Genomic DNA, 19,951 nt, shown 5'->3' on the forward strand with positions numbered 1-19,951 from the left:
GGTGGTCGGGATCGCGAAGTCAGCCCAGCGCGGCGATCTTGGCCAGCAGGCTGGCCGGATCGACCGGCTTGACGATGAAGTCGCGCGCGCCCTGGCGCAGGCCCCAGATGCGGTCGGTCTCCTGGCTCTTGCTCGTGCACAGGATGATCGGCACGGCCGAGTAGACCGGATCGCGCGCGAGGGAGCGCGCGAGCTGGAAACCGTTGCGCCCTGGCATGACCACGTCCAGCAGGATCAGATCGGGCCGCTGGCGGGCCAGGCAGGACATGGCGTCGTCGGCGCTGCCGGCCGTGCGCACCGAGAAGCCGTGGCCCTGCAGCAGGCGGGCGAGGAAGAGCGACTCGGTCTTCGAGTCGTCCACGACGAGGACGTCGCGCACCGGCATCAGCCCCCCGCGCCGGCTGGGGCCCGGGCCAGGCGCCGCACCGCGTCGAGCAGCTGCTCGCCGGTGAAGGGCTTGACGAGGTGTTCCGGCGCGCCGGCCTCGCCGCCGCGCGGGTCCTCGAACGCGCTGTCGCTGGCCGACAGCATCACCATCGGCAGGTCGTGGAAGTCCGGATGGCGACGCACGATCGCGCGGGTGCGCCAGCCGTCCAGGCGCGGCATCTGGATGTCGCAGAAGACGATGTCGGGTCGGGCGTCGGCCACGCGGGCCAGGCCCTCGAAGCCGTCCGCCGCCAGGAGCACCTCGCAGCCCCCCTGCGCGAGGAAGATCTCGGCGCTGCGACGCACGGTGTGGCTGTCGTCGATGACCAGCACCCGCCTCGGCGATCCGTTGGCACCCATCGTCCGGCTCCTTGGTTGACCACGGACAGCGCCGATGGTCTCCGGCCCCACCGGGGACCGGGACGCACGGCGCTGTGCCATGCTTCAGATCTCGACCATTTCGAAATCTTCCTTGCGCGCACCGCACTCGGGACATGTCCAGTTCATCGGCACGTCGGCCCAGGCCGTGTTGGGCGCAATACCATCCTCCGGCACGCCCGCCGATTCGTCATAGATCCAGCCGCAGATCAGACACATCCAGGTTTTCGTATTCATCGCTGCTCAAAGTCCGTATTCTAAAAATGCAACCCATGTATTCAATCGCATGCAGGCTCGTGGCATATCGTTTTCAAGAATCTCCCCGGAGAGGCGAATGAGAAACAAATTACTACCGGCGAGTGACAGCGCCGCAGGGCCCGCGAATCTTAACGATCCATCCGGCGCCGAGCCCGGAATCGACGACGACGCCACCGATGGCATGGAGGTCGAACTCGACCTCGATCCGCCCTGCGTGCTGGTCTTCAACGCCAGCGATCCGAGCGGCGCCGGCGGCCTCAACGGCGACGCCCTGGCGATCGCCTCGGTCGGCGCGCACATGCTGCCGGTGGTGACCGGCGCCTACGCGCGCGACACCGCGGAGATCTTCGAGCACTTCGCCTTCGACGAGGAGGCCGTGGCCGAGCAGGCCCGCGCCATCCTGGAGGACGTGGAGGTGCAGCTCATCAAGGTGGGCTTCGTCGGCTCGCCCGAGAACCTCGCGGGCATCGCCGGCATCGCCGCCGACTATCCCGAGACGCCCGTCGTCGCCTACATGCCCAACCTGTCGTGGTGGGACGAGGACCGCATCGAGGCCTATCTCGACGCCTTCCGCGAACTCGTGCTGCCGCAGGCCACCGTGCTGGTGGGCAATCACAGCACCCTGCGGCGCTGGCTGCTGCCCGACTGGGCCGGCGAGCGTCCCCCCACCGCGCGCGACATCGCGCGCGCGGCCGGCGAGCAGGGCACGCCGTTCACGCTGGTCACGGGCATCGTGCTGCCCGACCAGTACTTCGACAACGTGCTGGCGTCGCCGCAGGCGGTGCTGACCAGCGAGAAGTACGAACGCCTGGAGGCCGTGTTCGCCGGCGCCGGCGACACGCTCTCGGGCGCGCTCGCCGCGCTGCTCGCGAGCGGCACCGACCTGGTCGCCGCCACCGGCGAGGCGCTGAGCTACATGGACCGCTGCCTCGATGCGGGCTTCCGCCCCGGCATGGGCCACGTGCTGCCCGACCGCCTGTTCTGGGCCCAGCCCGAGGACGAGGGCGACGAGGACGCCGCCGGCAACCCACCCGACCCCTCCGACTTCGGGCTGCCGCCCCACGACACGCGTCATTGAGCGCCCGGGTGCCGCGGCGACCCGCCCGGCGCCATCCCTCGCATTTCCATCTTTCCCTGCGCATCGCCATGGCCCACATCGACACCAACGACCTCCTCTTCGAACGCGCCCGCGCCGTCATCCCCGGAGGCGTGAACTCGCCCGTGCGCGCCTTCAAGGCCGTCGGCGGCACGCCGCGCTTCGTGCAGCGCGCCCGGGGCGCCTACTTCTGGGACGCCAACGACAAGCGCTTCATCGACTACATCGGCTCGTGGGGGCCGATGATCCTGGGCCACGGCCACCCGGCGGTGGTGGAGGCGGTGCAGAAGGCGGTGCAGGACGGCTTCTCCTTCGGCGCCCCGACCGAGCGCGAGATCGAGCTGGCCGAGGCCATCCTGGCGCTGGTGCCGTCGATGGAGATGGTGCGGCTGGTCAGTTCCGGCACCGAGGCGGCGATGAGCGCGCTGCGCCTGGCGCGCGGCGCCACCGGCCGCAAGATGATCGTCAAGTTCGAGGGCTGCTACCACGGGCATGCCGACGCGCTGCTGGTGAAGGCCGGCTCGGGCCTCGCGACCTTCGGCAACCCGACCTCGGCCGGCGTGCCGCCGGAGGTGGTGCAGCACACGCTGGTGCTGGAGTACAACAACCTCGCGCAGCTGGACGAGGCCTTCGCGCTGCACGGCGCGGACATCGCCTGCCTGATGATCGAGGCCATCGCGGGCAACATGAACTTCATCCGCGCCACGCCCGAGTTCGCCCGCCGCTGCCGTGAGCTGTGCACGAGGCACGGCGCGCTGCTGGTCTTCGACGAGGTGATGACGGGCTTCCGCGTCGGCCTGCACGGCGCCCAGGGCGTCCTGGGCGTGGTGCCGGACATCACCGTGCTGGGCAAGGTGATCGGTGGCGGCATGCCGCTGGCGGCCTTCGGCGGGCCGCGTGCCGTCATGGAACTGCTCGCGCCGCTCGGGCCGGTCTACCAGGCCGGCACGCTGTCGGGCAATCCGGTGGCGACCGCCTGTGGCCTCGCGACCCTGAAGGAGATCGCCCGCCCCGGCTTCTACGAGGCACTTTCGGCGCGCACGCGCTCGCTGGTCGAGGGCCTGACGGCGGCCGCCGCGGCCGAGGGCGTGCCCTTCTGCGGCGACAGCGAGGGCGGCATGTTCGGCTTCTTCCTGATGGACACGCTGCCGCAGAACTACGCCACCGTCATGACCACCGACAACGCGCGGTTCAACGCCCTCTTCCACGGCCTGCTCGACCGCGGCGTCTACATCGCGCCGGCGCTCTACGAGGCCGGCTTCGTGAGCGCGGCGCACACCGGCGCGGACGTCGCGGAGACCGTCGCGGCGGCGCGCGAGGTCTTTCGCACGCTGGGCTGACACACCGGCGGCGGGCGGGTGCGCCCTCCAACGGCGTCCGCCTGCCAGGGCACGACGCCGCCCGGACGGGCGCCATTGCCGGCGTCAGCCGCCCATCAGCCGCCAGCCGATGTTGAGCATGCCGGCCATGACCATCGCCATGACGACGACGATCAGCCAGGCCACCCAGCGCGGCCGGGGCGTGTCGACGGCGTCGTCGTCGTGCTTCGGGGCCATCGGGCTCAATGCCGGAAGTGGCGCACGCCCGAGAGCACCATCACCACGCCGCGCTCGTCGGCCGCGTCGATGACCTCCTGGTCGCGCATCGAGCCGCCCGGCTGGATCACGCAGCTCGCGCCGGCGTCGACCACCACGTCCAGGCCGTCGCGGAACGGGAAGAAGGCGTCGCTCGCCACCGCCGTGTCCTTGAGGGACAGGCCGGCGTGCTCGGCCTTGATGCTGGCGATGCGCGCCGAGTCGAGCCGGCTCATCTGGCCCGCGCCGACGCCCATCGTCATGCCGCCGGCGCAGAACACGATGGCGTTGCTCTTGACGTACTTGGCGACCTTCCAGGCGAACAGCAGGTCCTGCAGCTGCGCGGGCGTCGGCTGGCGCTGGCTGACGACCTTGAGTTCGCTCTCGGCCAGCACGCGGTTGTCGGCCGTCTGCATCAGCAGGCCGGAGCCGACGCGCTTGACGTCCACGGCGTTGCGGCCGTTGTCCCAGTCGGAAGCGCCGCCCGCGGGCAACGCGATCTCCAGCACGCGCACGTTGGCCTTGGCCTTGAACACCGCCAGCGCCTCGGGCGTGAAGCCCGGCGCCATCAGCACCTCGACGAACTGCTTGCTCACGGCCTGCGCGGCGGTGGCGTCCACCGGGCGGTTGAAGGCGATGATGCCGCCGAAGGCCGAGGTCGGATCGGTCTTGAAGGCCTTGGCATAGGCCTCCAGCGCGTCGGTGCCGACGGCCACGCCGCAGGGGTTGGCGTGCTTGACGATCACGCAGGCCGGGGCGTCGAAGCCCTTGACGCACTCCCAGGCCGCATCGGCGTCGGCGATGTTGTTGTAGCTCAGCTCCTTGCCCTGCAACTGCTTGGCCGTGACCAGCGAGCCCGGCGCCGGATGCAGGTCGCGGTAGAACGCGGCCTGCTGGTGCGGGTTCTCGCCGTAACGCAGGTCCTGCAGCTTGACGAAACGGCCGTTGCTCTGCGCCGGGAACGGGGTGCGCACCGGCGCGGCCTGGCCGGCGCTGGCCTCGAAGTCGATGGCCGAGAGGTAGTCGCTGATGGCGCCGTCGTAGTCGGCGATGCGGTTGAAGGCGGCCACGGAGAAGCCGAACTTCGTCCGGTCGCTCAACTTGCCGTCGGCCTTCAGTTCGGCCAGGGCGACCGCGTACTGCGACGCGTCGGTCAGCACGCCGACGTCCTTCCAGTTCTTGGCGGCGCTGCGCACCATCGCCGGACCGCCGATGTCGATGTTCTCGATCGCGTCCTCCAGCGTGCAGCCGGCCTTGGCGACGGTGGCCTCGAACGGGTAGAGGTTCACCACCAGCAGGTCGATGGCGTCGATGCCGTGCGCCTCGATGGCCGCCACGTGGGCCGGCAGGTCGCGCCGCGCCAGCAGACCGCCATGGATCTTGGGATGCAGGGTCTTCACGCGACCGTCGAGCATCTCGGGGAAGCCGGTGTGGTCGGCCACCTCGGTCACGGGCAGGCCGGCGTCGGCCAGCAGCTTCGCGGTCCCGCCGGTCGACAGCAGCCGGATGCCCAGGGCGTGCAGCGCCTGGGCGAATTCGAGGATGCCCGTCTTGTCGGAGACGGAGAGGAGTGCGGTCGATGCCATGGATTGATCTATCTCGGTTGATGCGTGGGAATTACTTGATGAGCTTGTGGTCGACCAGCTTCTTGCGCAGCGTGTTGCGGTTGAGGCCGAGCCACTGCGCGGCGCGCGACTGGTTGCCCTCGGCGCGCGCCATGACCACCTCCAGCAGGGGCTTTTCCACCACGCGCACGAGCATGTCGTACATGCCGTCGGGCTCGATGCCGTGGAGGTCGCGGAAATAGATTTCGAGGCTGTTCCTGACGCACTCGTCGATGTTCTTCTTGCTCATGGGCTCGAGGTCTGTCGTTGGTTCTGTCGTGTCGCCCGACCCGGTCGGTCGGGCGCGCTCACCGTGCGGCCGCGGTGGCGGCCTCCTGGTGCGTGTCCGCGTCGTCGTCGGTGTCGTCCGTCGGCGCGTCGCGATGGGCCGGGATGCGTTGCATGCGGGTGGCGAGGTCCTCGAAGTAGTCCGACACCGCCTGCCACTGCGCCTCGCACTCCTCGATGGCGTTCATGCCGGCGCGGAAGGCCTCGCCCCCCGGGAGCGCGCGCACGTACCAGCCGATGTGCTTGCGCGCGGTGCGCACGCCGCTGTGCTCGCCGTAGAGCGCGTGGTGCTCGCGCAGGTGGTCGAGCAGCAGGCGGCGCACCTCGGCGACGAGCGGCGGCGCGAGGTGCGTGCCGGTCGCCAGGAAGTGCGCGATCTCCCGGAAGATCCAGGGCCGGCCCTGCGCCGCGCGGCCGATCATCACGGCATCGGCGCCGGTCGCAGCCAGCACGTCGCGCGCCTTCTCGGGCGTCGTGATGTCGCCGTTGGCCACCACCGGCACGCGCACCGCGGCCTTGACGGCGGCGATGGTGTCGTACTCGGCGGCGCCCTTGTAGCCCTGCTCGCGCGTGCGGCCGTGCACGGTGAGCATGCGCACGCCGGCGGCCTCGAAGTCGCGCGCCAGCTTGACGGCGTTGCGGTGGTCGGCGCTCCAGCCGGTGCGCATCTTGAGCGTCACCGGCACGCCGTGCGGGGCGGCGGCGGCCACCACCGCGGCGGCGATCTCCAGGGCCAGCGGCTCGTCGCGCATCAGGGCCGAGCCGGCCCACTTGTTGCAGACCTTCTTGGCCGGGCAGCCCATGTTGATGTCGATGACCTGCGCGCCGCGATCGATGTTGTAGCGCGCCGCGTCGGCCATCATGGCCGCGTCGGTGCCGGCGATCTGCACCGCGATCGGACCGGGCTCGCCGGTGTGGTCGGCACGGCGCGAGGTCTTGAGCGTGTGCCAGAGGTCGCGCCGCGAGGTGACCATCTCGCTGACCGCGTAGCCCGCGCCGAGCGAGCGGCACAGGCTGCGGAAAGGCCGGTCCGTGACGCCCGCCATGGGCGCGACGAAAAGACGGTTCTCCAGCGCGACGGGGCCGATCTGCATGGTGGGAAGGGAGAGGTGCGAGCCAGGTCGCTGCTGAAAAATTAGGCACGATTCTAACGAATCCGCATTTCGGACAGTGAAACGTTCGGCGCCGCGCCTGCCGCCCTGCGCTCCCGCCGGCGCGGCGCGCTCTCCGACGCCGTGGTGCCCGCGCGTTCCTATACTCCGGCGCACATGCAAGCCTGGCTCGACTCCATCTTGGCGCTGCTGGCGCTGCCCGAATACGGGCTCTCCACCGTCTTCATGGCGGCGTTCGTCTCGGCGACGCTGGTGCCGGTGGGGTCGGAGCCGATCCTCTTCGGCCTGCTCAAGCTCAATCCCGACATGCTCTGGTCGGCCATCGGCGTGGCCACCCTGGGCAACACGCTGGGCGGCATGGTGACCTGGTGGATGGGCTACGGCGCCCACCGGGTGGCCGACAAGTACTCGCACTCCAAGCACCACGTGCGCGTGCTCGGCTGGCTGGAGCACCTGGGGCCCAAGGCCTGCCTGCTGAGCTGGCTGCCGCTGGTGGGCGACCCCCTGTGCGCGGTGGCGGGCTGGCTGAAGATGCCGTTCTGGCGCTGCACGGGCTACATGGCCATCGGCAAGTTCGCGCGCTACGTGACGATGACCTTCGCCCTGCTCTACCTCTTCCCGGAATGAGCGGGCCGCGCGGGCGCGTTGCGCCCCCATGCCTTCTCCCGCATCCATGACCGATTCTCCCGACACATCGCCGCGCATCGTCGTGCTCGGCAGCCTCAACATGGACCTGGTGGTGCGCGTGCCTCGCGCGCCCGCCGCCGGCGAGACCCTGCAGGGCCGCTCGATCGACCACGTGCCCGGCGGCAAGGGCGGCAACCAGGCCGTGGCCTGCGCGCGCCAGGGCGCGCGGGTGCGGCTCGTGGGCTGCGTGGGCGACGACGCCCACGGACGCGCCCTGCGCGAGGCGCTCGAGCGCGACGGCATCGACACCGCGTCGGTCGCCGTCGACGCCACCGCGCCCACCGGCACCGCGCTGGTGATGGTGGAGGACGGCGGGCAGAACCGCATCGTGGTCATCGCGGGCGCCAACGCGCGGGTCGCGATCGACGAGGCGGCGCTGGGCCGGCAGCTCGAGGGCGCGGACTTCCTGATCGCCCAGTTCGAGACGCCGATCGCGCAGGTGGCACGCGCCCTGCGCGCGGCCGGGCGCGCCGGCTGCAGGGTGCTGCTCAACCCGTCTCCGGCGCAACCCGTGGACGATGCGTGGTGGACGCTGATCGACACGCTGGTGGTCAACGAGGTCGAGGCGCACATGCTCTCCGGCCACGTCGCCGAGTCGCCGGCGGACGCCGCGGCGGCCGGCCAGGCGCTGCGCCGGCGCGGCGTCGCGCGCGTGGTCGTGACGCTGGGAGCACGCGGCGCGGTGGCGGTCGACGCACGCGGCGCGCGCCATCACGCGGCGCCGGAGGTCGAGGTGGTGGACACCACCGCCGCCGGCGACACGTTCCTGGGCGCGCTGGCCGTGGCGCTCGCGCGCGACGGCGACCTCGACGCCGCCGTGCGCCTGGGCATCCGGGCCGGCGCGCTGTGCGTCGGGCGCCCCGGCGCGCAACCCTCCGTGCCACGCCGCGCCGACGTGCTGCGCGGCCCCGTCCCACCCGCCTGGACCGTCCTCCCATGAAACGCACCGCCCTGCTCCACCCCGAACTCTCGCGCACCATCGCCCTGCTCGGCCACGGCGACATGGTGGTGATCGGCGATGCCGGCCTGCCGGTGCCGGACGGCGCACGGGCGAGTGCTCGCCCCATGCCAACATCGTGCTGGTCGCCGGGGTGACGTTCTGAGCCGGCGCCGCGGCGGCGACGACCGGGACGGGCATCGCGCCGTCGCGACCCCTGTCCGCAAGGACGCTCAGGAACTGAACAGGAAGTTCATCACGTCGCCGTCCTTGACGACGTAGTCCTTGCCTTCGGCGCGCATCTTGCCGGCGTCCTTGGCGCCCTGCTCGCCCTTGAAGGCGACAAAGTCGGCGTAGGCGATGGTCTGGGCGCGGATGTAGCCCTTCTCGAAGTCGGTGTGGATCACGCCGGCCGCCTGCGGGCCGGTGTCGCCGACATGGATGGTCCAGGCCCGCACTTCCTTCACGCCGGCGGTGAAATAGGTCTGCAGGCCCAGCAGCGTGTAGGCCGCGCGGATCAGGCGGTTCAGGCCTGGCTCCTCCTGGCCGATCTCGGCCAGGAACATGGCCTTGTCCTCGTCGTCCATCTCGGAGAGTTCGGCCTCGATCTTGGCGCAGATGGCCACCACGGGCGCCTTCTGTTTCGCGGCGTAGTCGCTCAGGCGGTCGAGGAAGGGGTTGTTCTCGAAGCCGTCCTCGGCCACGTTGGCGACGAACATCGCCGGCTTGGCCGTGATGAGCGTGAAGGACTTCACCAGCGGCTGCTCCTCCTTGGTGAAGGACAGCGCGCGCACCGGCGTGTTCTCGTTGAGCGCGGCCTGGCAGCGCTCGAGCAGGCCGACGAGCTTCTGCGCCTCCTTGTCGCCCGAGCGGGCCACCTTGGTGTGGCGGTGCAGCGCCTTCTCGACCGTGGCCAGGTCGGCCAGGCAGAGCTCGGTCTGGATGACCTCGATGTCGGAGATCGGGTCGACCTTGCCGGCGACGTGGATCACGTTGTCGTCCTCGAAGCAGCGCACCACGTTGACCGTGGCGTCGGTCTCGCGGATGTGGGCGAGGAACTTGTTGCCCAGGCCCTCGCCGGTGCTGGCGCCGGCCACGAGGCCGGCGATGTCGACGAACTCGACGATGGCCGGCACGACGCGCTCGGGCTGCACGATCTGGCTCAGGGCCGCGAGGCGCGGATCGGGCACCTCGACCACGCCGACGTTCGGCTCGATGGTGCAGAACGGATAGTTCTCCGCCGCGATGCCGGCCTTGGTCAGCGCGTTGAAAAGGGTGGATTTACCGACGTTGGGCAGGCCGACGATGCCGCACTTCAAGCTCATGGATGTCCTCTGGAATCAACCCGCGATTTTAGGGCGCGGGTGGGCCGGCGGGACCGATGGCCCACGATTCGACCTTTCGCCCCGCTTCCGGGGTCACCCGAACACGTAGTTCGCGCGCACCGCCTGCCCCACCCGCAGCAGGTGGTCGATGCCCGAGGCGACGGTCGCGTTCATGCCGAAGGTGACCGCACCGCCCACGCGCGCGTCGGCGCGGTAGGCGCGCAGGGTGTCGCCCACCTCCGGGCTGCGGCGCGCGGTCGCCGGGTCGATGTCGGGGATCGGGCAGCGCGTGCAGGGCTTGGCCGGGCGCAGCGTGGCGCCCTCGCCCTCCCCGGTGGCGATGCGCAGCAGGTCGACGCGGTCCTCGTCGTGCGGCTCCACGCCCGCGAGCACGATGTTGGGCCGGAAGCGCTCGATGCCGACCGTGCCGTGGCCCGCCGCCACGAGGCGCGCGTTGAGGTCCGCGAGCGAGGCCTCGCTCGCCACCAGCACGGCGAAGCCGTCGGAGAACTGGTTCTGCGCTTCGGCGCCGCCGGTCCACTTCGGGTTCGACAGTCGGCGGTGCGCGGGATCGAAGCGCACCAGGCGCAGGACGCGCGGCGCGCCCGGCTCGGAGAGGAAGTCGCCGAACCACTGCGCCGCGATGTCGCCCATGTCGTAGGCGGCCACCTCGTCCTTCCAGACGCGCACGCGCACCGGCCGCTCGACGCGGTCGAAGGCGACGTGCAGCGCCAGCATGCCGGGGGCGCGCAAGACCATCTCGAAGTGCTTGAGCTGCGGCCGGATCAGCGCCATGCGCGGCAGTTCGCGCTGGCTGACGAACACGCCATCGGCGTCGACCACCATCCAGGCGCGGTCGAATTCGAGGCCGGTCTCCGTCAGCAGCGCCTCCTGCAGGTCGACGCCCGCGCAGGACTTGATTGGGTGGACGAACAACCGCGCGATGGTGGCGTGGACGTCGAAGGCGCCGTCGTCGGTGGCGGCGGAAGGAGCGGGCATGGGAGTCGCAGGCGTCACGCGGAGGACCTCGGGCAGGGATGGGAGGGAGTGGGCAAGGGACAAGGAAGAACCGATTGTCGGCGCCGGACACCCCCTCCCTACAATGCCCCGATGGCACCATCCCCCGAGGTTTGCATTCGCGGCGGCGGCATCGTCGGCCGCACCCTGGCACTGCTGCTGGCCCGCGAGCGCGTGCGCGTGGCGCTGGTGGCGCCGGCCCCGTCGGCGGGCCGCCGGGCCCACGACGACGTGCGCGCGTATGCGCTCAACGCCGCTTCGAAGGCGACGCTCGAATCGCTGCGCGCCTGGCCCGAGGCGGCCCACGCCACCCCGGTGCGGGAGATGCGGGTGCACGGCGACGACGGCGGACAGGTGCGCTTCGAGGCCGCGCGCCAGGGGGTCGAGGCCCTCGCCTGGATCGTCGACGTGCCGGCGCTGGAGCGACGGCTGACCGATGCGGTGCGCTTCCAGCCGCAGGTCGAGGTGGTGCAGGCGCCCGTCCCGGCCGCGCTCACGGTCGTGTGCGAGGGCAAGGCCAGCGCGACGCGCGAGGCCCTGGGCGTGGGCCACGAGGTCACGCCCTATCCGCAGCACGCCATCGCCGCGCGCCTCGTGGCCCAGCGGCCGCACGGCGGCATCGCGCGGCAGTGGTTCGGTCCCCGGGGCGAGGTGCTGGCGCTGCTGCCGCTCGGCGCCACGGACGCCGTCGCGCCGGGCGCACTCGGCGATGCCGGCAGCGACGGCGTCGTCGACCCGCTTGCCACCGGCGCGAGCCACGCGCTGGCACTGGTGTGGTCGGTCGACCAGTTCCGCGCCCCGGCCCTCCTGGCCCAGGGCGCCGACGAATTCGCCGCCGCCGTGCGCGAGGCCAGCCAGGACGCGCTGGGGGCGCTCACGCTCGCGAGCGAACGCGCCGCCTGGCCGCTGCAGCGCGCCGTCGCCGAGCGCTGGACCGGCCGCTTCGCCGCCGATGCGGACGATCCGGCGGCCGGCAAGGCCTGGGCTCTGGCCGGCGACGCGGCGCACACCGTGCATCCCCTCGCCGGCCAGGGCCTCAACCTCGGCCTGGCCGATGTCGCCATGCTGGCGCGCGTCATCCGGGAGCGCGACTACTGGCGCGGCGTCGGCGACGCCCGCCTGCTGCGCCGCTACGAGCGCGCGCGCCGCACCGACGTGCTGTCGATGAGCCTGGCCACCGACGGCCTGCAGCAGCTCTTCTCGCACGGCGCCGAACCCCTGCCCGCACTGCGCAACTGGGGCATGCGCGGCTTCGACCGCACGCGGCTCGTCAAGCAATGGGTCGCGCGCCAGGCCATGGGCCTGGGCGCCTGACCCTCCACCCTACGACCCCCTCGACTGGACCCTCGATGACGCTTTCCCGTTCCGCTTTCCGCTGCCTCGCGGCCGCCGCCCTGGTCGCGTGCGCCCTGCCCGCCGTCCATGCCGGCGAGGCCGAGATCCGCAGGAACCTCGCGGCGCAGATCCCGCAGTTCGCGAAGATCGACGAGGTCCGCAAGACGCCCGTCGACGGCCTCTACGAGGTGCGCATCAACAACACCGAGATCTACTACGCCGACGAGCAGGGCACCTACCTGCTGCAGGGCAACCTGATCGACGTCCAGGCGCGCAAGAACCTCACCGAGGAACGGGTGGAGAAGCTCAGCCAGATCGACTTCGACAAGCTGCCGCTGAAGGACGCCTTCAAGATCGTGCGCGGCAACGGCAAGCGCCAGCTGGCGGTGTTCGAGGACCCGAACTGCGGCTACTGCAAGCAGTTCGAGCGCGACCTGAAGAACGTCGACAACGTCACCGTGCACCTGTTCCTGTACCCGGTGCTCGGTCCCGATTCGACCGTCAAGTCGCGCGACATCTGGTGCAGCAAGGACAAGGGCAAGGCCTGGAACGACTGGATGACCGCCGGCGTCCGCCCCGAGACCGCCGCCGCCGGATGCGACGCGGCGGCGCTGCAGCGCAACACCGAGTTCGGCCGCAAGCACAACATCACCGGCACGCCGACGCTGATCTTCGGCGACGGCACGCGCGCGCCCGGCGCGATTCCCGCCGCGCAGGTCGAGAAGCAGCTGACCGCGGCGGCGGCGCCCCGGCGATGAGCCGGGCCGTCGCGGCCCGCACCGCCTCGGCGGCGGCGGCACCGGGCCTCCACTACCGCGTCGAGTGCGCGGACCGCAACGCCCACCTCTTCGCCGTCACGCTGACCATCGACGACCCCGCCGCGTCGCAGCGCGTCTCGCTGCCGGTGTGGATCCCGGGCAGCTACCTGGTGCGCGAGTTCGCGAAGAACCTGCAGGCCCTGCGCGCGACGCAGGGCCGCCGCAAGGTCGCCGTCACGCAGCTCGACAAGCACGGCTGGCGCATCGACGCCACGCCCGGCAGGCCGCTGGTGCTGCGCTACGAGGTCTGCGCGTACGACCACTCGGTGCGCACCGCCTGGCTCGACGCCGACCGCGGATTCTTCAACGGCACCAGCCTGTGCCTGCGCGTGGAGGGCCGCACCGACGCCCCGCACGCGCTGGAGATCGTCGCGCCGCCGACGCCCGCAGGCACGGCGCGCTGGTCCTGCGCCACCGCGCTGGTGCGCCAGCGGTGCGACGCGCAGGGCTTCGGCCACTACCTCGCGGCCGACTACGACGAACTCGCCGACAGCCCGGTCGAGCTGGGCGCCTTCTGGAGCGCCGACTTCGAGGCCTGCGGCGTGCCGCACCGCTTCGTCGTCGCCGGCGCGCCGCCCGCCTTCGACGGCGCGCGCCTGATCGACGACGCGCGCGCCATCTGCGAGACCCAGATGCGCTTCTGGCACGGGCCCGACGTCGGCAAGGGTCGCCGGCGCGGGACGTCCCGGCCGCCGCACGACCGCTACGTCTTCATGCTCAACGCCGTCGACGACGGCTACGGCGGGCTGGAGCACCGCCACTCGACCGCGCTGATCTGCACGCGGCGCGACCTGCCGCAGCAGGGCGCCAGGAAGCAGCCCGAGGGCTACACGACCCTGCTCGGCCTCATCAGCCACGAGTACTTCCACACCTGGAACGTCAAGCGCCTGCGGCCGGCCGAGTTCGCGCGCTACGACTACGACCGCGAGAACTACACGCGCCTGCTGTGGTTCTTCGAGGGCTTCACCAGCTACTACGACGACCTGCTGCTGCGTCGCGCCGGCCGCATCGACGACGCCACCTACCTGAGACTGCTCAACAAGACCGCCAACCAGGTCCTGCAGACGCCCGGGCGCGCGGTGCAGTCGGTGGCCGACGCCAGCTTCGACGCCTGGGTCAAGTACTACCGCCAGGACGAGCAGACCCCCAACCAGACCGTCAGCTACTACACCAAGGGCGCGCTGGTCGCGCTGTGCCTGGACCTCACGCTGCGCCGCGAGGGCCACGGCACGCTCGACGACGTGATGCGCCACCTGTGGCGGCACAGCGGCGACGGCGGCCCGATCGACGAGGCCGCCATCGCCGGCGCGCTCGAGGCGGTCGGCCGGCGCAACTATGCGCCGGAACTGGCGCAGTGGGTGCACGGCACCGGCGAGCTGCCGTTGTCGGCGCTGCTGCGCGCCCATGGCGTGGCGACGCTGGACGATCCGGCGGTGCGGGCCCAGGCACTCGGGCTGCGCGTGGCCGAGGCCAACGGCGGCATCCAGGTCAAGGTCGTGCTGCGCGGCGGCGCGGCCGAGCGAGCCGGCTTCGCGGCCAACGACGAATGGATCGGCATCGAACTGCCGGCCGCGAAGGGCCGGCCGGTCCAGGGCTGGCGGCTGACCCGGCTCGACGACCTCGCGCTCTACCTGGGCGCGCAGCGCAAGGCCACCGCGATCGTCGCGCGCGACCGGCGCCTGCTGCGCCTGCCGCTGACCCTTCCGTCGGGCGCCACCACCTGGCGGCTGTTCGCCCAGGACGCCGCCAGGCTGGGGGCCTGGATGGCCGTGCCGGCCTGACGCCGCAGCGCCCCGCCCTCCCGGCCCGCCCGTTTCCTTCTTTCCCCACTCTCACGGAGACAACCATGAGCTACGACACCATCGAAGTGCGCACCGAGGCCGGCAAGGTCGGCCTCATCACCCTCAATCGCCCGAAGGCGCTCAACGCGCTCAACGACGCGCTGATGACCGAACTGGGCACGGCGCTCCAGGCCTTCGACGCCGACGAGGCGATCGGCTGCATCGTGATCACCGGCAGCGAACGCGCCTTCGCCGCGGGCGCCGACATCGGCGCGATGGCGAAGTTCAGCTTCGTCGATGCCTACAAGGGCGACTACATCACCCGCAACTGGGAGGTGATCCGCTCGATCCGCAAGCCGGTGATCGCCGCCGTCAGCGGTTTCGCTCTGGGCGGTGGCTGCGAGCTGGCCATGATGTGCGACTTCATCATCGCCGCCGACAACGCGAAGTTCGGTCAGCCCGAGATCAAGCTGGGCGTCATTCCCGGCGCCGGTGGCACGCAGCGCCTGCCGCGCGCGGTGGGCAAGAGCAAGGCCATGGACATGGCGCTGACCGGCCGCATGATGGACGCCGTCGAGGCCGAGCGCGCCGGACTGGTCAGCCGCGTCGTGCCCTACGAGAAGCTGGCCGACGAGGCGCTGGGCGCCGCGCTGGTGATCGCCGACTTCTCCCGGATCGCGGTCATGGCGGCCAAGGAATCGGTCAACCGCGCCTTCGAGAGCGGTCTGTCCGACGGCGTCATGTTCGAGCGCCGGCTGTTCCATGCGCTGTTCGGCACGGCCGACCAGAAGGAAGGAATGGACGCCTTCGTCAACAAGCGCAAGGCCGTGTTCACGCACAACTGAGCGGTCAGCGGCCCGGAACCTCCACGGGCGCCGGGGCCGGGACCGGGGCCGGCCTCGATGCGGCGGCCGGCGCGGACTCCTCGAACACGTTCTCCAGCATCTCGCGCACGCTGTCGAGCGACCCCGCCGGCGGCGTCCCGCTGCCGGGCGCCGCGCCGTTCTCGATCCATCTGACCTGTTTGCCGGCCAGCTCCACGCGCGCCAGGGTCTGCCCGTTGCGCTCCAGACTGACGCGCCAGTCGACACGCCCCCTCACCGGCTCCGCACCGGCGCCCGCCAGCGCCGCCGACGACAGCAGCGCGCCGAGTTCGCGCGCCTCGGCCTTCGATCGCCGGCGCGTGCTGCCGTCGGCGCGCGTCATGGTCAGGTGGGTCCACTGGGACAGTGCCGAGAAGGTCGGGGCACCCGGCGGGAGCGACTCGGCCGTTGCCGCAGCGGACGGCACGCTCGCGCTCGCCGGCCCGGCGAACGAAGCGGCTGCGCGCCCCCCGGGCGTGGGTGCGGGCGTGGGCATGGGCGCCGGCACCGCGGTCGAGGGGATCGCGGGCGTCGGCGCGGCCGGCTTGGCACGCTCGGCCGTGGCGCCGGGCGTCGGCGACGCGGCCGCCGGCGCCGCGGGAACGGGGGTCCTGGGCGCCGCCGCTGCCGCCGCGCTCGCGCCCGGTGCGGGCGCCGGAGTTGCCGATGGTGCCGGCGGCGGCGTGACGCGCGGCGCGAACAGGATCTTCTCCGCCTCGGACAGCGCCGGCGGCGTCGCCGGGGCCGAGGCCGCCGCCACGGGCGTCGGCGCGCTCGAGGCCGGCGCCACGGGCGCGACCGGCTCGGGCGCCACCACCGCCTCGGGTGCCGTGGCGGCGGGACGCCCGCCTCCCGGACCCGGCTCGCGGTGCCAGGTCACGCTCGCGACGATCACCACCAGCACCGCCGCGACGATCAGGTTGCGCAGCAGCCGACTGCGCCGGGCGTTGGTGCGCGCCTCCAGGCCCGTGGCGCCGTCGCCGCCGCGCCGGCCCAGGCGACCCGTGCGTCCGGCCGGCAGCGATGGCGCGGCCGATTCGTGCGCGAAGGAGCGGATGGCCTGGCGCAGTTCGTCGTCCGGCTCGTTGCCGCGATCGGGCGCATGGTCGAGCGCGCGTCGCAGGGCGGGATGACCCGGATGCGCGGCGGGCGCGGCCCCGTCGAACACCGGCGCCGGATCGAAGGTCGGGTCCACGTTGTCGTTGGCGTTGCCGGATCCGGATGTGCGTTCGTCGGTCATGCGCGGTTCTCCGTCAGGTCGGTGGTGCTGCCGCCGACGTCGCTGCGATCGTCCATGCACGCATGCAGGACGGCGGCGCCGTGGCGCAGGCCGCTGCGCACCGTGTCCACCGGCAGGCCGAGCGTGTCGACCAGCATCGGGGTGGTGAAGCCGTGGTCGTGGCGCAGCAGCAGCATGGCGCGCTGCTCGGCGGGCAGGCCGTTGAGGCCGTCGAGGAGCCGGCGGCCGGCGGCACGCCACAGCGCCGCGTCGTCCAGCGCCGGGTAGCGGGCGGAAGGCTGGTCCGGAACGTCCCCGGCACCGCCGGACACGCCGGGAGCGACGTCGTCCGCCACGTCGGGACGCTCGTCCTCGTCGCCTTCGAAATCCATGTCGTCGCGTGGCGGGAAGAACTTCACCTGGCGTCCGCTCGCGCCCAGGCGGTCGAGCGTGAGGCCGCAGACGAAGGCGAAGGCCCAGGTGCGCCAGGCCAGGGACTGCTGCGCGAAACCCGCCCGCGCCGCGATGATGCGCACCCAGGCTTCCTGGAACACCTCGTCGCCTTCCGGCGCCTGCGCGCCCAGCAGGCGCCGGACGAAGCGGTAGAGCGGCATCTCGTGACGCGCGTAGAGCACATCGAAGGCACCGAGATCGCCCTCGGTGGCATAGGCCAGCATCAGCGCCTCGTCGGAGCGGTCGGCTGGCGCCGTGGCAATCAGGGGCGGTGGAAGTGTGTCGGCGGATGTGGACATAAGCACGAATTCTCACATCCGCACGTCCCGCGCAGGGCGTCGACGGCGTCACGAGGCACGCAATACGAGCGACTTGTGCACTCGCCGGGCGGCTTTTCTCAAGGAACGCCGAAAATGGCCGCCGGCGGCATCGGAGCGAAAAGCTCTGGCATGGACCGAAAAGTCCGGGCTATAATCTCGGGCTCGGCTCTTTAGCTCAGTCGGTTAGAGCGATGGAATCATAATCCACAGGTCCGCGGTTCGAATCCGTGAAGAGCCACCAACACCGCTTTCGAATTCACCTTCGGCAGCTCGAAAAGCCCCGGTCAGGCAACTGACCGGGGCTTTTCTTCGTCCTCGACCCCGTCGGTGCAGCGCTGCACCTCGATCGTCGAATGCACGATCTCCTCGTGCATCGAGAACGTCGCGCGCACGTCGTCGGCGCCGAGCGTGGGCGAATGCGTGACGACCGCGAGCGCGCACGAATAGACGTTGCGCCCGACACGCCAGACGTGCAGGTCGACCACGCGCGTGTGCGAATCGGCCAGGCCCTGTTCGATGCCCTCCCGGATCTCGGCGACCACCGGGTGGTCCATCTCCCGGTCCAGCAGCGCGCGGCCGGTCTCCTTGAGCAGGCCCCGGGCCCAGTGCGCGACCAGCGCGGCACCGACGATACCCATGGCCGGGTCGAGCCAGGCCCAGCCCCAGACCCAGCCGCCCACGAGCGCGACGATCGCCAGCACCGACGTGGCGGCATCGGCCAGCACGTGGAGGTAGGCGGACTTGAGGTTCAGGTCGGTGCCGTGGCCGTGGCCGTGGTCGTGGTCGTGGTCGTGGTCGCCGTGGCCGTGCGAATGCCCGTGGCCGTGATCGTCGTGGGCGTGGTGCGCGCCCCCCAGCACGCGGGCGCAGAACAGGTTCACCAGCAGTCCCAGCACCGTCACGGCGATCGCCTCGCGGTAGTGGATCGGCGCGGGCGACCACAGCCGCTCCACCGATCCCACGACCATCAGCGCCGCGACGCCGAGCAGGAACAGGGCACTCGCGAAACCCGCCAGGACCTCGATCTTCCAGGTGCCGAAGGCGAAGCGCGGATCGCTCGCATGGCGTCGCATGGCGGCGTAGGCGAAGGCGCTCAGGCCGATCGCGAAGGCGTGCGAACTCATGTGCCAGCCGTCGGCCAGCAGCGCCATCGAGTTGAACCACCAGCCCGCGCCGATCTCCACCACCATCACCACCGCCGTGATCCACATCACCAGCCGGGTGCCGCGCTCCCCGGCCGAGTCGTCCGTGCCGAACCGGTGGCTGTGGCGCCAGGGCGAAAGGTCGTGGGCGTGCATGCGGGGCTTTGTGCCGGGTCAGCCGAACAGGCCGCCTTCGGCGCGCTGCGGCGGCGCCACGCCCAGGTGGCGGTAGGCGGCCAGCGTGGCGATGCGCCCGCGCGGCGTGCGCTGCAGGTAGCCCTGCTGGATCAGGTAGGGCTCGATCACGTCCTCGATGGTGCCGGGCTCCTCGCCGATGCTCGCGGCGATGTTGTCCAGGCCGACCGGGCCGCCGTCGAAGCGGTGGATGACGGCCTCGAGCATCTTGCGGTCCATGAGATCGAAGCCCTGCGGATCGACGTCGAGCATGGCCAGCGCGCGGTTGGCGATGTCCTCGGTGATGCGGCCCTCGCCCTTGACCTGCGCGTAGTCGCGCACCCGGCGCAGCAGCCGGTTGGCGATGCGCGGCGTGCCGCGCGAACGCCGCGCGATCTCGAAGCCGCCAGCCACGTCGGTGGGCACGTCCAGCAGCCGCGCGCTGCGCGTGACGATGAGGGCGAGCTCCTCGGGCGTGTAGAACTCCAGGCGCGAGACGATGCCGAAGCGGTCGCGCAGCGGGTTGGTCAGCATGCCCGCGCGCGTGGTGGCGCCCACCAGCGTGAAGGGCTGCAGGTCGAGCTTGATGCTGCGCGCGGCCGGCCCCTCGCCGATCATGATGTCGATCTGGTAGTCCTCCAGCGCGGGGTAGAGGATTTCCTCGACCACCGGCGAGAGCCGGTGGATCTCGTCGATGAACAGGACGTCGTTGCGCTCCAGGTTGGTCAGCAGGGCGGCCAGGTCCTTGGGCTTTTCCAGCACCGGGCCGGAGGTCTGGCGCAGGTTCACGCCCAGCTCGGCGGCGATGATGTGCGAGAGCGTCGTCTTGCCCAGGCCGGGCGGGCCGAACAGCAGGACGTGGTCGAGCGCCTCGGCGCGCTTCTTGGCCGCGCCGATGAAGATCTCGAGCTGCTCGCGCACCTTGGCCTGGCCGACGTACTCGTCGAGCAGCTTGGGCCGCAGCGCGCGTTCGATGGCCTCCTCGTTGGGAGATGCCGGCGCGGCCGACACCATGCGGGGCGGCGCCGGGGCGAAGTCGTCGGTCTGGATGGTCATGGAAGAGGTCGTTCGCTGGTGAGTTTAGTCCGGGCACGGTGCCGGGCCGTCCCGTGCGGGCACGTCCTTCTCCAGATGGCATCGGGCA

20 protein-coding genes, 1 tRNA gene and 1 pseudogene are annotated in these 19,951 nt (G+C 71.5%); 10 read left to right on the plus strand and 12 right to left on the minus strand.

Going from position 1 to position 19,951, the window contains the following annotated elements; genetic code table 11:
* Positions 1-19 precede the first annotated feature (19 nt).
* The 3 genes from NF681_16535 to NF681_16545 all read right to left on the minus strand — a co-directional run bounded on the left by NF681_16535 (position 20) and on the right by NF681_16545 (position 1,041).
* Positions 20-385, minus strand: coding sequence for a response regulator (locus NF681_16535; GenBank protein UST53884.1), 366 nt, complete (start codon positions 383-385; stop codon positions 20-22).
* Positions 385-786 (minus strand): response regulator, encoded by a 402-nt coding sequence (locus NF681_16540; protein UST53885.1) that lies wholly within the window; start codon positions 784-786, stop codon positions 385-387. Before NF681_16540 ends, NF681_16535 begins: the two co-directional genes overlap by 1 nt.
* A gap of 84 nt (positions 787-870) precedes the next feature.
* On the minus strand, positions 871-1,041 hold the full coding sequence (locus NF681_16545) for a rubredoxin (GenBank protein UST53886.1): 171 nt from the start codon (positions 1,039-1,041) through the stop codon (positions 871-873).
* A 97-nt stretch (positions 1,042-1,138) separates the two neighbouring features.
* On the opposite strand from NF681_16545, the gene NF681_16550 reads away from it, so the two are divergent.
* The gene (locus NF681_16550) at positions 1,139-2,140 is read left to right on the plus strand and encodes a hydroxymethylpyrimidine/phosphomethylpyrimidine kinase (protein UST53887.1); all 1,002 of its coding nucleotides are present in this window, start codon (positions 1,139-1,141) and stop codon (positions 2,138-2,140) included.
* 68 nt (positions 2,141-2,208) lie between these two features.
* Positions 2,209-3,498, plus strand: coding sequence for a glutamate-1-semialdehyde 2,1-aminomutase (gene hemL, locus NF681_16555; GenBank protein UST53888.1), 1,290 nt, complete (start codon positions 2,209-2,211; stop codon positions 3,496-3,498).
* A 221-nt stretch (positions 3,499-3,719) separates the two neighbouring features.
* Here hemL and purH read toward each other — a convergent pair whose 3' ends face one another.
* From purH to dusB, 3 genes are read right to left on the minus strand one after another with little or no spacing between them, the layout of a single operon-like run.
* Positions 3,720-5,318, minus strand: a complete 1,599-nt coding sequence (gene purH / locus NF681_16560; GenBank protein UST53889.1) for a bifunctional phosphoribosylaminoimidazolecarboxamide formyltransferase/IMP cyclohydrolase — start codon at positions 5,316-5,318, stop codon at positions 3,720-3,722.
* A 31-nt stretch (positions 5,319-5,349) separates the two neighbouring features.
* Positions 5,350-5,586, minus strand: coding sequence for a Fis family transcriptional regulator (locus NF681_16565; GenBank protein ID UST53890.1), 237 nt, complete (start codon positions 5,584-5,586; stop codon positions 5,350-5,352).
* A 58-nt stretch (positions 5,587-5,644) separates the two neighbouring features.
* Positions 5,645-6,718, minus strand: a complete 1,074-nt coding sequence (gene dusB / locus NF681_16570; protein ID UST53891.1) for a tRNA dihydrouridine synthase DusB — start codon at positions 6,716-6,718, stop codon at positions 5,645-5,647.
* A 174-nt stretch (positions 6,719-6,892) separates the two neighbouring features.
* Here dusB and NF681_16575 point away from each other — a divergent pair, with 174 nt between their 5' ends.
* The 3 genes and pseudogenes from NF681_16575 to NF681_16585 all read left to right on the plus strand — a co-directional run bounded on the left by NF681_16575 (position 6,893) and on the right by NF681_16585 (position 8,473).
* A complete protein-coding gene (locus NF681_16575; protein UST53892.1) occupies positions 6,893-7,363 on the plus strand; it encodes a DedA family protein in 471 nt (156 codons plus the stop codon).
* A 46-nt stretch (positions 7,364-7,409) separates the two neighbouring features.
* The gene (rbsK, locus tag NF681_16580) at positions 7,410-8,363 is read left to right on the plus strand and encodes a ribokinase (protein UST53893.1); all 954 of its coding nucleotides are present in this window, start codon (positions 7,410-7,412) and stop codon (positions 8,361-8,363) included.
* Positions 8,360-8,473: pseudogene (locus NF681_16585) on the plus strand (D-ribose pyranase). Before rbsK ends, NF681_16585 begins: the two are co-directional and overlap by 4 nt.
* Positions 8,474-8,593: 120 nt before the next feature.
* Here NF681_16585 and ychF read toward each other — a convergent pair.
* Positions 8,594-9,685 carry a redox-regulated ATPase YchF gene (ychF, locus tag NF681_16590; protein UST53894.1) on the minus strand — a complete coding sequence of 364 codons (1,092 nt, stop codon included), beginning with the start codon at positions 9,683-9,685 and terminating at the stop codon, positions 8,594-8,596.
* A gap of 93 nt (positions 9,686-9,778) precedes the next feature.
* The gene (locus tag NF681_16595; GenBank protein ID UST53895.1) at positions 9,779-10,684 is read right to left on the minus strand and encodes an MOSC N-terminal beta barrel domain-containing protein; all 906 of its coding nucleotides are present in this window, start codon (positions 10,682-10,684) and stop codon (positions 9,779-9,781) included.
* A gap of 111 nt (positions 10,685-10,795) precedes the next feature.
* Here NF681_16595 and NF681_16600 point away from each other — a divergent pair, with 111 nt between their 5' ends.
* The 4 genes from NF681_16600 to NF681_16615 all read left to right on the plus strand — a co-directional run bounded on the left by NF681_16600 (position 10,796) and on the right by NF681_16615 (position 15,481).
* Complete coding sequence (locus NF681_16600) at positions 10,796-12,016, plus strand: FAD-dependent monooxygenase (protein ID UST53896.1); 1,221 nt, start codon at positions 10,796-10,798, stop codon at positions 12,014-12,016.
* Between the two features lie 35 nt (positions 12,017-12,051).
* Positions 12,052-12,795, plus strand: coding sequence for a DsbC family protein (locus NF681_16605; GenBank protein ID UST53897.1), 744 nt, complete (start codon positions 12,052-12,054; stop codon positions 12,793-12,795).
* Positions 12,792-14,636 (plus strand): peptidase M61, encoded by a 1,845-nt coding sequence (locus NF681_16610; GenBank protein ID UST53898.1) that lies wholly within the window; start codon positions 12,792-12,794, stop codon positions 14,634-14,636. The genes NF681_16605 and NF681_16610 overlap by 4 nt, the downstream gene beginning before the upstream one ends.
* Before the next feature lie 65 nt (positions 14,637-14,701).
* The gene (locus tag NF681_16615; protein UST53899.1) at positions 14,702-15,481 is read left to right on the plus strand and encodes an enoyl-CoA hydratase; all 780 of its coding nucleotides are present in this window, start codon (positions 14,702-14,704) and stop codon (positions 15,479-15,481) included.
* A 4-nt stretch (positions 15,482-15,485) separates the two neighbouring features.
* On the opposite strand, the gene NF681_16620 is transcribed toward NF681_16615, so the two are convergent.
* Both NF681_16620 and NF681_16625 read right to left on the minus strand, forming a co-directional pair.
* On the minus strand, positions 15,486-16,739 hold the full coding sequence (locus tag NF681_16620; protein UST53900.1) for a hypothetical protein: 1,254 nt from the start codon (positions 16,737-16,739) through the stop codon (positions 15,486-15,488).
* Positions 16,736-17,470: a sigma-70 family RNA polymerase sigma factor gene (locus NF681_16625; protein UST53901.1), complete on the minus strand. Its 735-nt coding sequence runs from the start codon at positions 17,468-17,470 to the stop codon at positions 16,736-16,738. Before NF681_16625 ends, NF681_16620 begins: the two co-directional genes overlap by 4 nt.
* Before the next feature lie 185 nt (positions 17,471-17,655).
* Here NF681_16625 and NF681_16630 point away from each other — a divergent pair.
* Positions 17,656-17,732: transfer RNA gene (locus NF681_16630), tRNA-Met, on the plus strand.
* 43 nt (positions 17,733-17,775) lie between these two features.
* Here the strand turns inward: NF681_16630 and dmeF are convergent.
* Both dmeF and ruvB read right to left on the minus strand, forming a co-directional pair.
* A complete protein-coding gene (gene dmeF / locus NF681_16635; GenBank protein UST53902.1) occupies positions 17,776-18,789 on the minus strand; it encodes a CDF family Co(II)/Ni(II) efflux transporter DmeF in 1,014 nt (337 codons plus the stop codon).
* An 18-nt stretch (positions 18,790-18,807) separates the two neighbouring features.
* The gene (ruvB, locus tag NF681_16640; GenBank protein ID UST53903.1) at positions 18,808-19,863 is read right to left on the minus strand and encodes a Holliday junction branch migration DNA helicase RuvB; all 1,056 of its coding nucleotides are present in this window, start codon (positions 19,861-19,863) and stop codon (positions 18,808-18,810) included.
* Positions 19,864-19,951 lie beyond the last annotated feature (88 nt).

It is taken from the genome of Comamonadaceae bacterium OTU4NAUVB1, from assembly GCA_024372625.1.
Taxonomy (GTDB): Bacteria; Pseudomonadota; Gammaproteobacteria; order Burkholderiales; family Burkholderiaceae_C; genus Variovorax.